Here is a 13,033-nt window from a genome sequence, read left to right on the forward strand (position 1 = left end):
TATCCCGTCTGTTGTGCGGGCGGGTTTGCTGCGGTTGTCGTACCTCCACACAGAAGATTGCGCCGGTAGGCGCAACTCCTGCGCGGCGCGTAGTTTAACCGGTTGCACCAGGGAAGGGCGTTGAAAACGACCGCCTAATACAAAAAAGTCATTTGCTTATCAAGCTTTGTAAGGGTTCGTTTCGCCCCCTGTAGCAAAAAAATACGAACTTTCCCGGGGACCCAGTTGACCTTCCTGCCGTTTAGCCGTATAAAGTTCGGGCAGGATTTCAAGCGGCGAGTGTGAATTGGTCTTTCGTAGTTCGCCCATCAACGGTACTCCGGCTGGTCCCATACCCCTTCCTTGATTTTCGTGCACCTCTCGGGCTTCGGCCTTCATTCATTTTTAGGAAAGTAATATGGAAACCGGTACCGTCAAGTGGTTCAATGACGCTAAGGGCTTTGGCTTTATCACTCCGGACGGCGGCGGCGAAGACCTGTTCGCGCACTTCTCGGAAATCAAGGTTGACGGCTTCAAGACGCTGCAAGAGAACCAAAAGGTTCAATTCGAAGTCCGCACGGGCCCGAAGGGCAAGCAAGCTGCCAACATCAAGCCGGTCTAAGTACTGCGCTCATTGGTCTGCTACGGCTTTCAGGACCTGGACGCGACATCTGCGCGGCCCTGACTAGCAAGCTTACCGAAAAACCCCACGCTTCTTTCGGAAGGTGGGGTTTTTTGTTGCCTGGCGCTTTAGAGGGGTTTTGGCGCCCCGCGCGTTTAGCCGAAAAGGCGCTGTGCGTGAATGCCGAGACCCGTCGCCACGCTGGCGAGACGGTCGCCGAACACGGCCTGCGACTGCGGAAACGCCTCCGCCAGCGCCTGCGTCAGGAACAGGAGGCCGGTCGAGCCGCCCGTGAAGTAAAGCGCGCTCACCCGAGCCGGCGCGACACCGGCCGCCTGCACCGTTTCTCGCGCCGCCTGCACGATGCGCCGCGTCTCCTCGCGCCCCGCCTCGACGAGTTGCGTGTCCCCGAATGCCAGACGCAAGTCCGCCTCGACGGCCTCGAGATCGATCATCGTCTCCCCGCCCGCCGAAACGCCGATCTTCGCCTCCTCCGCGCGCGCCGTGAGCGCGTGCCCCAGACGCTCGTCGACCACCCGCATCAGCCGGTCGTGATGGCGCGTATCGGTGTAGAGATGGCGCATGAGCTTCAGCTCGGTCGCGCGCCTGGGCGTGTAGATCGTGTTGATGAGGTGCCACGTCGCCAGATCGAAATAGATGCGGTTCGGCACCTCGCGGCCTTCAGGGTCGAGCGACTGGTAGCCCAGTTCGCGCAGGATGGTCGCGAGTTCGACGCGCCGGTCGAAGTCGGTCCCCGCGACGTGCACGCCGTGGTGCGCGAGCACGTCGTCCTTGCGTTCGAGCCGCGTCATGCGATCGGGCCCCACGCGCACGAGCGAGAAGTCCGAGGTACCGCCGCCAATGTCGGCGACGAGCACGAGCCCTTCTTCCGAGAGGCGCGACTCGTAGTCGAAAGCCGCCGCGATCGGCTCGTACTGGAGCTCGATCTCGCCAAACCCCACCCGGCGCGCCGCGGCTTCGAGCTGGTCCTGGGCGAGCCGATCGGCGCGGGGGTCTTCATCGACGAAGAACACCGGACGGCCCAGCACCGCCCGCGTGATCGGCGTACCCGAGCAACGCTCGGCGCTGCGCTTCAGGTGCTCCAGAAAGATCGTGATGATCTCGGTATAGGGCATCGCGCTGCCGTCGCCGAGGTCGGTCGTGCTCTCGGCGAGCGGTGAGCCGAGGATGCTCTTCATCGAGCGCATCAGCCGGCCGTCGAAGCCGTCGATATAGGACGCGAGCGCCGCACGGCCGAATTCGCGCGTGTGTTCGTCGACGTTGAAGAACACCGCCGTGGGCAGCGTGGTGTGTGCGCCTTCCACGGGCGCGAGGCGCATCGCGCCGTCGGCCGCTGCCGGGAGCGCCACCGCCGAATTGGAGGTTCCGAAGTCAATCGCGCAGAAGCTGGTCATGGCAAGAGCGCGCCGCAGCGAATGCGCGCGCAAGAGAGGAAAGGTCGGGGGGATCGGCTTTGTAGCACGAAAGCGCCGCGCGGGGCAACCGCGGGCCCACGATGCGGCCCCGCAAGCAAAAAACGCGCGGGCCATGCCGCGCGTTTTCGCTAAATCTCGCTACCCCTCATGGGCGCGGGACTTCGCCCGCCTCAGCCCTTGAACGGCTGCTTCCAGGCGTTCGCGTAGGCGATCTCGCCCATCGCCGAGCGCGTACGTTCCGCCTTTTCACGGTCGCGCAACACGGGCTCCAGCTTCTCCGCTTCGCCATAGTGGCCGATGGAGATGATCGAGAGAGGTTCCACGTCGTTCGGCAGCGCGAATTCCTTGCGGAACGCCTGCACGTCGAAGCCGCTCATCTGGTGCGCCGCGAGACCCAGCGCATGCGCCTGGAGCACGAGCGACATGGCTGCGGCGCCCGCATCGTATTGTGCCGTGCGATTCACTTCGCCCTTTGCGTTGAGCGTGTGTGCCGTCACCGCGATCAGCACCGACGCCGGCGCGTTCCACTGCTGGTTGAACGGCACGAGCGTCGCGAATGCGCGCTTGAAGGCGATTTCGTCGGCGCTGCGGTCAAACACGATAAAGCGCCACGGCTGCAGGTTGTATCCCGACGGTGCCCAGCGCGCCGCCTCGATCACCGCGTGCAGCGCCTCGCGGCACACCGGCTCGCTCGAATAGGCGCGCGGGCTCCAGCGGCCGGCGATGAGTTCGTGAATGGGCACGGCTGTCGGTGCGGGTTTGTGCTTCGTCATGCCTTGTGTGTCCTTGGGGTGGCGGGCGGCTTGCCCGGGGTCACTAGAATAACCGCAGCGTGTGAATTGCGCTCAAACGCGACGGGCGACGCTCACGCATCGCCCGTCGCAGTGCGCCGAAAGCGGCGCTGTGGAAGTCGCGGGGGCCTCCTCAGGCCGTTTGCACGCCCAAGGCGCGCGGCCCGCGGTTGATGCGCAGCACGAGGAACGACGCCACGAGGCACAGGCCGCCCGAGATCATCGACGCCACAGTATAGGTGCCGAGGCTCGAGCGCAGCAGGCCCGCGCCGAACGCCGCGAATGCCGCGCCGAGCTGATGGCCCGCCACCACCCAGCCGAACACGATCGGCGCGCGCTCCTTGCCGAAGACATCGGTGGCGAGCCGCACGGTCGGCGGCACCGTGGCGATCCAGTCGAGGCCGTAGAACACCGCGAAAATCGGCAGCCCGAAGAAGTCGATGCCGAACGCGTGCGGCAAATAGATCAGCGAAAGTCCGCGCAGCCCGTAGTACCAGAAGAGCAGCAAGCGGCTATTGAAACGGTCCGAGAGCCAGCCGGAGAGCGTCGTGCCGAACAGGTCGAAAATGCCCATCGTCGCGAGCAGCGAGGCGCCCTGCACTTCGGTCATGCCGTAGTCGCCGCACATGGCGATGAGGTGCGTGCCCACATAACCGTTGGTGCTCGCGCCGCAAATGAAGAAGCTGAAGAAGAGCAGCCAGAAGTCGCGCGTGCGGCTCGCCATGAAGAGCGCGTCGAACGCGATCTTCAGCGGATTCTGATGCGGCGCGGGCGGCGCGACGGGCGTGCTCTCGTCCTCGCCGAACGGGCGCAGATTCACGCTCGCGGGCCGCTCGGGCAACAGGAGCAGCACGAGCGGCAGCACCGCCGCGGCTGCCACCGCGACCACGAGCACCACCGACTGCCAGCCGTGTTTCTCCACGATCGCCGCAAGGAGCGGCAGGAACACGAGCTGGCCCGTGGCGGAGCTCGCGGTGAGGATGCCCATGGCAAGCCCGCGGTGCGAGTGGAACCAGCGCGTGACGACGGTAGCCGAGAGCGAGAGCGCCGCGACGCCGGTGGCGCCGCCCACCATCACGCCCCAAATCAGGATCATCTGCCACGGATGCGTCATCAGCGCGGAAAGCGCCACGCCCGCCGCCATGGTGCCGAGCGCCGCGAGCAGCGTGGGCCGCACGCCGAAGCGCTGCATGGCCGCCGCCGCGAACGGGCCCATGAGGCCATAGAGCGCGATGTTCACCGAAATGGCGAGCGAGATCGTCGCCCGGCTCCAGCCGAACTGATGCTCGAGCGGCACCATCATCACGCTGGGCGTAGCGCGTGTGCCGGCCGCCGCCAGCAACACCAGAAACACCACCGCCACGACGAGCCATCCGTAGTGGAAACGTCCGCCTATTCGCCTCGCTGCCCAGTCCATTGGTGCTCCTGTCACGGCACGCCGGGTTCAACACGCCGATGTTTTCGTTGGTATGACCGCTCGCTGCGACGATTCGCCATCGCTGGATTGTTACCGATCGGTCACAAGTGTGTTGCGATAGTAGTTACCGCTCGGTAACATGTCAAGCAATCACCCTGATCGCGAGATGCCCTCATGAAACACGAAGGCCACGACGAAACCGCTACCGCCGCTGCCCGCACGCCCCGCCCCCGCACGCAGACGGCTGGTGCGCGCGCGCACGAGCACCTGCTGCGCGCCGCCGACGAGCTGTTCTATCGCGAGGGCGTGCGCGCGGTCGGCATCGAGGCCGTGGTCGAGCGCGCCGGCGTCAACAAGATGAGCCTGTACCGGCAGTTTTCGTCGAAGGACGATCTCGTCGTCGCCTACCTGCAGCGCTGCGACGTGCGCTTTTTCGAGCGCTTCGACGAAAGTCTCGCGAAGCACCCTGGGGAGCCGGCAAAGCAGTTGGTGCAGTATTTCGAGGACCTCGCGCGCCGCGCCTCGGTGCCCGACTATCGCGGCTGTCCGTTCGTCAACGTCGCGACCGAATTTCCCGACGCCACGCACCCCGCACGGCGCAGCGTCGACAACAACAAGACGCGCCTCATGGCGCGGCTCACCGCGCTCGCGCAGGAAGCGGGAGCCAAAGATCCGGTCGCGCTAGCCGAGGAACTCGCGCTGCTCGTCGAAGGCATCTATGCCGCAAGCCAGACATACGGCCCTGGGTGCGGTGCGATTCTCGCCGCGCCGCGCATGGCAAAGCTGTTGATCGAGGCGGCATGTCCCCGGCGCTAGCGGCCCGTAAAATGTCACGATGAACGAAACCGCTGCCCTGCCCCCCGACCACGCCGCCATTATCGAAGCGACCCGCCACTGGCTCACGCGCGCCGTGATCGGCCTGAACCTCTGCCCGTTCGCGAAAAGCGTGTATGTGAAGAGCCAGATCCGCTATGTGATCAGCGAGGCGACCGATCTGGAAGGTGTCCTCATCGATCTCGAACGCGAGCTGCAAATGCTGGCTCAGGCGCATGCCGACCAGATCGACACGACGCTCCTGATTCTGCCCCACGCGTTGGCGGATTTCGCCGATTTCAACGATGCGACGTGGTTTGCCGAGCGCCTCGTGCAGCAGCTGCGGCTGGAAGGCACCCTTCAGGTCGCGAGCTTCCACCCGCAATTCCAGTTCGAGGGCAGCGAGCCCGACGACATCGAGAACTACACGAACCGCGCGCCGTATCCGATCCTGCACCTGCTGCGCGAAGCGAGCATCGAGCGTGCAGTCGAGGCATTCCCGGACGCCGCCGACATCTACGAACGCAACCAGGAAACGCTGCGCAAGCTCGGCTTCGAAGGTTGGCAAGACTGGATGAGCAGGCGCGACTGACGCCACGCTGCCCGCCGGTTCAGCTTTCGGTTGCTGCTTCGGGCTCCGCTTCCCCCTCGTCGGCGAAAAAGCGCTCGCGCAGGTCCGCCAGCCCGAACGTATCGAGAATCTCGTTGAGTCGCGCCGCCGCACGGCGGCGCGGCAAATCCTTGTACTGGGCGATGATGAGTTCGTTCTTCATCGAGTGCTCCCAGCCCACCAGTTCCGTCACGCTCACCTGATAGCCGTGCGCCTCGAGCTGCAGACAGCGCAGCACATTGGTGATCTGGCTGCCGAATTCGCGCGTATGCAGCGGATGGCGCCAGATCTCCGCAAGCGCCTGGCCGAGCGACTTGCCCTTGTTGCGGCGCAGCACCCCCGCCACCTCAGCCTGGCAGCATGGCACGACCACGATGTAGCGCGCGTGCTTCTTGAGTGCGAAGCGCAGGGCGTCGTCGGTGGCGGTGTCGCAGGCGTGCAGCGCCGTCACGATATCGACGCTCGGCGGTAATTGCGGCGAGGTGATCGAATCGGCGACCGACAGGTTCAGGAACGACATCCCGTCAAAGCCCAGCCGTTTGGCCAGCTCCTGCGAGTGCTGCACAAGCTCGTCGCGCGTCTCGATGCCATAAATGTGTGACCTGTCGCGCTGATCCTTGAAGAACAGGTCGTAGAGAATAAAGCCCAGATAGGACTTGCCCGCACCGTGATCGACGAGGGTCACGTCGCGGCCATCCTCCTTGAGGTCCTTGAGCAGCGGCTCGATGAACTGGAACAGGTGATAGACCTGCTTCAGCTTGCGGCGGCTGTCCTGGTTCATCTTGCCGTCGCGCGTCAGGATGTGGAGCTCCTTGAGGAGTTCGACAGACTGGTTCGGACGGACTTCATAAGTCTTGCTGGACATCGGCGTGGTCAGATGAAAGGCGTGGTATGTCGCGAAACGTGCGACAGGCGACAGATGGATTGGAGCATTTCTGTCATTTTACGAAAAAAGCTGGTCGAGGCTGCCGAACCCATAAGAGCGACCCGTGTCGTAATAGCGTCCATGCACGCTGACCCACGTGCGGACAGGAGGGAGGGGTTGAATAGAAGAGACACGAGGATTTTTGTCCCCGATGCCCAAGAAAAAGGACCAAAACGCAGCGCGACCGGTCGGCAACGAATCGACAGGCACGCATTGGGAGGTCGCACCGGGAGTGCCGGTTGCGATGAATCAGGCTGGCGCAGTCTTCGCTGCGCGAAGAGCGCGCGACGCTGTTCAGCCTTGCATGGGGCATGCAATGAATACGATACCTGACGGAAACGCAGAGCAAAAATTCCAGGAACTGCTTACGAAACTCGTCACGGTTCCCGACTGGACGGAAAAGCAGCAACTGGAGCTGGAAATGGCGCGCGACATCTCGGCGGAGATGCTGCGGGTCGCGGAGAGCATGCGCGACGGCCCTTCGGATCTCGAGACCTGCCTGATTCTGCTGAAGTACGCGAAGGTGCTCGATTTCGTGATGTCGGCGCTGGCTTCGCGCCGCGATATCAAGCCACAAACGCTGCGCGTGATTTTCAAGCTGGCAGGCCTCAAGGTCGACGAGGCCTATCCGGGGTGAAGCCGATGTGAATCGGATGCACGTCCGGCGTGGCATCCAGGCCGCCGCCGATACTCGACACTCACACGGGCCGTTAGCGGCCCGGCTTCTTCTTTTTTGCCAACGCTTACGCCCGCCCCGGTTCACTCTGCGCGCAGCTTGAGGCGCCACAGCGACGTCAGTTCGGCTGCGCGCGCGCGATAGAGCGGATCGGTGGGATCCGTTGCTTTCGGGTGCCGCGGGCGAATGTCCTCCCGTCCCGCCACTTCGAGTCCGGCCTGCACAATCATCTCCACGAGCGCTTCGCGCGTGCGCAGCCCGAGATGCTCCGCGAAATCGGACAGAATCAACCACCCTTCGCCGCCCGGCTCGAGATGATCCTTGAGACCGTCGAGAAAGCCGCGCAGCATGCGGCTCTCGGGATCGAACACGGCGTACTCGATGGGCGACGCGGGCCGCGACGGCACCCATGGTGGATTGCAGACAATGAGCGGCGCGCGCCCCTGCGGGAACAGATCCGCCTCGACGACCTCGACCTGCGCGGCGTAGCCGAGGCGGTCAAGGTTCTCGTTCGCGCAAGCCAGCGCGCGGGCGTCCTGATCGGTCGCGATCACGCGCTTCACGCCGCGCGAGGCGAGCACGGCGGCGAGCACGCCCGTGCCCGTGCCGATGTCGAAGGCCTTTTCGAGTGACGGCAGCGCCGTGCGCGCGACGAGATCGACGTATTCGCCGCGCACCGGCGAGAACACGCCGTAGTACGGATGAATGCGCGCCCCGTTCAACGCCGCAATCTCGACACCCTTCTTGCGCCATTCGTGCGCGCCGACCAGACCGAGAATTTCGCGCAGCGACACCGCGGACGCTTCGCCATCAGGCGCGCCCCACGCCTCTTCGCACGCGAGCCGGACGTCGGGTGCGCGGCGCAGGTTGATGCCGTAGTCGCCTTCGAGGGGAATGAGCACCATGCCGAGCGTGCGGGCGCGCTGCGCCTGCGCCTGGCGATGCAGATGAAACGCTTCGAGCGGTGAAGCGGGCGCCTTGGGCGCCGCGGCCTTGCGGGGTTTGCGCTCCCCGCGGCGCGCCATGGCCTGCAGCAGTTGACGCGCGTTCTGAAAGTCGCCGCGCCACAGCAACGCAGTACCTTCGCAGGCAAGACGGTACGCGGCGTCAGCAGTCGTGTGATCGTCGGCGATGACTACGCGTTTGGGCGCCGGCACGCCAGCCTCGGAGCGCCAGCGCACCGTGCGCGGGCCTTCGGTGTCGGGCCAGGTGAGAGTGGGATGTTCGGTCATAGTCGGATATTCGGTGCGGCGGGCGAGTTCGTCGATTCGTAGCTTGCCCGCAGGTGGGCGCCGTGGGGCGCCATCATATAGCAGAGCGATGCGGCGCGTTCCGTCACATCGCCTTCGCAACGATGATCGCTCAGACGGGCAGGCGCGTCGACTCGGCCAGACGGCGTAGGACGAAACGCGCACGCCCCGCAGTAAAATGGGCGCCGACCGCGCCCCGCCGGACCAAGCCCACCCGCACGAGACCATGCCAGCGACCACCCAGCAGAAACGCCGCGCGCGCAAACCGCGCACGCGCCGCGCCAGCGCCGGTGGTGGGCTCGACGATGGCTTTTACGCCGAACTGCTGCATATCGTGGGGTTGCGGGAGAGCGTCTCCGGCGCAAGGCGCACCGTCGCACGACTCGCACCGCACGAGCGCTTGCGCGGCGCGCTGATCGAACTCGCGCTGTCGCGCCTCGCCGCCCGCGACGGCGAGAGCCAGAGCGACGGGCCCCAGGCCGACCACTTCGAACTCGCGCTGCGGCTTTGCATCGCATGGATCAGCCGCATCGTTTTTCTCAAGGTGCTCGAAACGCGTCTGCTGACGCTGCATGGCGGCGATGCGACCTACACGTTCCTGGACGCCCGGCGCCTCCGCTCGTTCAGCGATCTCGACGCGCTGTGCGACGCCGTACTAGGCGCTGGTGACGACACGCCGCCGGCTCGCTTCGCTCACCTTCCCCGCTTCGACGGTTCGCTTTTCGCCCCGCAAGGCCTGGACCGAAGCCTGCTCCGCATGAGCGCGCTAGACGATCACGCCACACTGCCGCTTTTCACGGCGACCGTGCTCCCCCCTGCGAGCGGCGAACGGAACACGCTCGCGTATCTGCTCGATTTTCTCGCGGCGTTCGACTTCTCCGCCGATTTGGCCGCGCAAGCGCCAACTGCGGCGAACAGGCGTTGCCTCGACGCCTCCTCGCTCGGGCTCGTCTTCGAAAAGCTCAACGGCTACCGCGACGGCGCGTGGTACACGCCTGGCAGCGTCGCGATGCAGCTCGCCCGTCCCGCCATCACGCAGGCGGCGCTCAATCGCCTGAACCGCGCCAGGGGCTGGCACTGCACGAACATCGATCAGCTATCCGAACTGATCGGTGAATCGATCGAAAACCGCGACGAAGCGCGCGCGATTCTGGACTCGCTGCGCATCTGCGATCCCGCCGTCGGCTCGGGCCATCTGCTCGTTTCGGCGCTCAACGAGTTGCTGGCCCTGAAAGTGCGCCTCGGTTTGTTGAACGCGCAGGACCGCGAAGCGCTCGGCGCTTGCCGCATCGGCGTCACCGCGGACCGGCTTTGCGTCACGCACGCGAATGGCGAACCGCTCAGCCGCGAGCGCGATGGCACGACCATCCGCGAGATCGAAGCCGCGCTCTTTCGCGGCAAGCGGGACATCGTCGAGCGCTCGCTTTTCGGTGTGGATATCGACGCGGATTCGGTCGGCATGGCGCGCCTGCGGCTGTGGATCGAACTGCTCGAACACGCGGATTTCACCGCTTCGCTGCCGAACCTGGAGACCAGCCTCAAGGCAGGCAACGCGACGCTCAGCCGTTTCGCCTTCGATACGCCCCTGCGCGGCTACGCTGACCCAGTCGCGAACTATCGCGCGAGCGCGGCAAGACTGCGGGCGACAGCCACACCCGACGCAAGGCGCGCCGAAATCGCTCGATACGAACAACTGCGCGAAGCGTTGCACAACGCCCTCGCGAAGAACCAGGCCGAAACGCCTCCCGAAGACGCCGCGGCGTTCGAATGGCGCATCGAATTCGCCGAGCTGCTCACCGACGAAGGTGACTTCGAGCGCTTCGACGCCGTTATCGCGAACCCGCCCTATATCGACTCCGAGCGCATGATCAACCAGGGCCAGCGCTCGCTGCGCGAGCGGCTGACGCGGCGCTGGCCGAGCGCGCGGGGCAACTGGGACCTCTACATCGTGTTCATGGAGCTGGGCCTCGCGCTCCTGAGGCCGGGCGGCGCGATGGCGTATCTCACGCCCGACAAGTGGCTCTCGAAGCCCTTCGGCGATGCGTTGCGCACCCGGCATCTGGACAAGATCGAACGCATCGTCAGGCTCGGGCCCGACGTATTCGAGCAGGCGCGCGTGGATTCGATCATCACCCTCTTTCGCGAGTCCGGCACGCCCGCCATCGCGACCGCGCGCATCGATGGCGAGACGCTCACCGAGCTTGCGCAAACCGACAAAGGCACGCTCGCGACGCCATGGCCGCTCGATGCATTGCTCTCGCCGCACGCCGCGTTCGTGCAGCGGTTCGCCCGGGCGCACGCGACACTCGGTTCGCTGCTGCCTTGCGAAAACGCATGCGCGACGTCGGACGCCTACCGGCTCGCGCCTCTCGTCGAAGCGGCCGAAGGCCGCTTCCAGCCAGAGCATCACTACCGCGTGGTCAACACCGGCACGCTCGGGCGCTACGTCTCGCGCTGGGGCAGCAAGCCGATGACCTATCTCGGGCGACGCTACGACGCCCCCGTGGTCGAGCGCGAGCGCTTCGCGTCGACGTTCGGGAACGGCTACGGCGCGAAAGCCAACGCTAAAAAGGTGATCGTGAAAGGCCTCACACGACTCGACGCGACGCTCGATCTCGCAGGCGACACGATCCCTGGCAAGACGACGCTGATCCTGCGCTCGGACGACGAGAACCTGCTGAAGTTCGCGGCGGCTTTGCTCAATTGCCCGCTCTCGGTGTTCCTGATCCGCGCGAAGTACGGCGCGTCGAGCTACAACGGCGGCGTGGCGTTCACGACAGCGATGATCGACGCGTTGCCCGTCCCGGGCTGCGCCTTGGTGCGCGGCGAAGTCGCCGACTGCGTGACCCGGTTGCTGCGCGCGGGCCAGGCCGGATGCGACGCCGCTGAGGTGGACGACATCGCGCGCGAGATCGATCGACGCCTCTATGCGGCATTTGGGCTGTCGCCACAGGAGATCGACCTCGTGGAAGGCCGCGCCGGCTCGCGGGCGCGCGACACCAGCTGAGCGCGCAGCGCGGCGACGGCGTGCCGGCGAGTCGGCTAGTCTTGCTCATCCTCGTGCAGGGCAGACATCATGGAACGGCTTCGCTTCTTCAGTGCTTCCGACGAGAGCAGCGTCCTGACGCTATCGATCGCCACGACGTTGGTGATCGCCCTCATCGGCATTCTGTTCGGGCTGATCTCCGGCTCGTTTTCGATCGTGTTCGACGGCGTCTATTCGCTCGTCGACGCGAGCATGAGCGCGCTCGCGCTCGCCGTCGTGCGCCTGATCACCTCCTACGCGGTCAACGTCGACCTGCCGCGCAAATGGCGCGAGCGCTTCACCATGGGTTTCTGGCATCTCGAACCCATGGTGCTCGGGCTCAACAGCATGCTGCTCGTGGGCGTGGCCGTCTACGCGCTGATCAATGGCGTCACCAACCTGCTCTCCGGCGGCCACGAGCTGCACTTCGGTCCTGCCCTCGTCTACGCAGTGCTCACCGTGAGCGCGTGCGTGGCGATGGCGGTGTTCGAAGCGCGCGCGAACCGCCGGATCCACTCGGATTTCGTGCGCCTCGACATCAAGTCGTGGATCATGTCCGCGGGTATCACGGCTGCGCTCCTCGTCGCCTTCAGCGTCGGCTATGCGATTCAGGGAACGGCGTGGGAGCGCTTCACCCCTTACGTCGACCCGGCGGCGCTCGTGGCGGTGTGCGTGGTGATCATTCCGATTCCGCTCGCGGAAATCCGCCAGGCCCTGCTGGACGTGCTGCTCGTGGCGCCCGCGGATCTCAAGCAGCATGTCGATGCCGTCGCGAAACGCTTCGTCGAGCGCTACGCCTTTGAGTATTACCGCGCTTATGTCGCGAAAGTGGGCCGCTCCCGCGAGATCGAACTGTATTTCGTCGTGCCGCCTGGTATGCCAGCCAAGCGCATCGCCGAATGGGATGCGATCCGCGATGAGATCGGCCGCGCCATCGGCGGGGACGAATCGCACCGCTGGCTCACGATCATGTTCACGAGCGATCCGGAATGGGCGGAGTGAGGAATCTGGGGCGGGCGGCCGCAGAAAGCACAAAGGGTTACGTGAGATATCACGTAACCCTTTGTCTTTTGTATGGTGCCGGCTGCAGGACTCGAACCCGCCACCTGATGATTACCAGTCAAAATGCGTACCTTGAGGGTGTTGCGTTTCGAACCCTTGCGGCGCGGGACTGTAATCTTTGGTTGTTGCTTAGACAATCGCGTGGTGTTGCGATTGCCAGAGTATTCTGGTGCCGAATGTCTGACTCGAACAGACGACCTACCGCTTACCTTACCACTACGACTTTCGTCGCCTTCCGTTTGTGGTCTGGACTATCCCTTAGCCATGGCTGACGCTTTAGGCTCCCCCCGTCTAGTCTCTACACCTTCTTGCGCTAGCAAGCTTGGCTCGGGATTGGCATAGTCCTTTCGGACCTTAGCTTTCCCCGAGTTTGAGGGGTTCTACTCCCACCGTTTCCGATAGGGCACTCGTAAATTCAAGGCGGTTG

The 13,033-nt window shown here is 64.9% G+C and carries 11 protein-coding genes; 6 read left to right on the plus strand and 5 right to left on the minus strand.

All coding sequences use genetic code 11. The features are described 5' to 3' along the window. Positions 1-397: 397 nt before the first annotated feature. Entirely contained in the window at positions 398-601 is a 204-nt protein-coding gene (locus tag M3I53_RS20255) for a cold-shock protein (RefSeq protein ID WP_027797379.1), read from the plus strand. Positions 602-756: 155 nt separating this feature from the next. On the opposite strand, the gene M3I53_RS20260 is transcribed toward M3I53_RS20255, so the two are convergent. The 3 genes from M3I53_RS20260 to M3I53_RS20270 form a co-directional block, all read right to left on the minus strand. Next, on the minus strand, positions 757-2,016 hold the full coding sequence (locus M3I53_RS20260) for an Hsp70 family protein (protein ID WP_254317663.1): 1,260 nt from the start codon (positions 2,014-2,016) through the stop codon (positions 757-759). A gap of 191 nt (positions 2,017-2,207) precedes the next feature. Beyond that, the gene (locus tag M3I53_RS20265) at positions 2,208-2,810 is read right to left on the minus strand and encodes a nitroreductase family protein (protein WP_254317664.1); all 603 of its coding nucleotides are present in this window, start codon (positions 2,808-2,810) and stop codon (positions 2,208-2,210) included. A 151-nt stretch (positions 2,811-2,961) separates the two neighbouring features. Next, on the minus strand, positions 2,962-4,245 hold the full coding sequence (locus M3I53_RS20270; RefSeq protein ID WP_254317665.1) for an MFS transporter: 1,284 nt from the start codon (positions 4,243-4,245) through the stop codon (positions 2,962-2,964). 174 nt (positions 4,246-4,419) lie between these two features. Between M3I53_RS20270 and M3I53_RS20275 the strand changes: the two genes are divergently transcribed. Both M3I53_RS20275 and M3I53_RS20280 read left to right on the plus strand, forming a co-directional pair. Next, complete coding sequence (locus M3I53_RS20275; protein ID WP_254317666.1) at positions 4,420-5,061, plus strand: TetR/AcrR family transcriptional regulator; 642 nt, start codon at positions 4,420-4,422, stop codon at positions 5,059-5,061. A gap of 19 nt (positions 5,062-5,080) precedes the next feature. After that, a complete protein-coding gene (locus tag M3I53_RS20280; protein ID WP_254317667.1) occupies positions 5,081-5,650 on the plus strand; it encodes a DUF1415 domain-containing protein in 570 nt (189 codons plus the stop codon). A gap of 19 nt (positions 5,651-5,669) precedes the next feature. On the opposite strand, the gene M3I53_RS20285 is transcribed toward M3I53_RS20280, so the two are convergent. Beyond that, positions 5,670-6,533 (minus strand): SAM-dependent methyltransferase, encoded by an 864-nt coding sequence (locus tag M3I53_RS20285; protein ID WP_254317668.1) that lies wholly within the window; start codon positions 6,531-6,533, stop codon positions 5,670-5,672. A 376-nt stretch (positions 6,534-6,909) separates the two neighbouring features. Here M3I53_RS20285 and M3I53_RS20290 point away from each other — a divergent pair, with 376 nt between their 5' ends. Then, complete coding sequence (locus M3I53_RS20290; protein WP_254317669.1) at positions 6,910-7,230, plus strand: DNA-binding protein; 321 nt, start codon at positions 6,910-6,912, stop codon at positions 7,228-7,230. Positions 7,231-7,352: 122 nt separating this feature from the next. Here M3I53_RS20290 and M3I53_RS20295 read toward each other — a convergent pair whose 3' ends face one another. Further along, a complete protein-coding gene (locus M3I53_RS20295; RefSeq protein ID WP_254317670.1) occupies positions 7,353-8,501 on the minus strand; it encodes a class I SAM-dependent methyltransferase in 1,149 nt (382 codons plus the stop codon). Between the two features lie 244 nt (positions 8,502-8,745). On the opposite strand from M3I53_RS20295, the gene M3I53_RS20300 reads away from it, so the two are divergent. Then, entirely contained in the window at positions 8,746-11,526 is a 2,781-nt protein-coding gene (locus M3I53_RS20300; protein WP_254317671.1) for an Eco57I restriction-modification methylase domain-containing protein, read from the plus strand. A gap of 69 nt (positions 11,527-11,595) precedes the next feature. Further along, a complete protein-coding gene (locus M3I53_RS20305; protein WP_254317672.1) occupies positions 11,596-12,546 on the plus strand; it encodes a cation diffusion facilitator family transporter in 951 nt (316 codons plus the stop codon). Positions 12,547-13,033: the final 487 nt, after the last annotated feature.

Source organism: Paraburkholderia sp. CNPSo 3272 (genome assembly GCF_024206495.1).
Classification (GTDB): Bacteria; Pseudomonadota; Gammaproteobacteria; order Burkholderiales; family Burkholderiaceae; genus Paraburkholderia.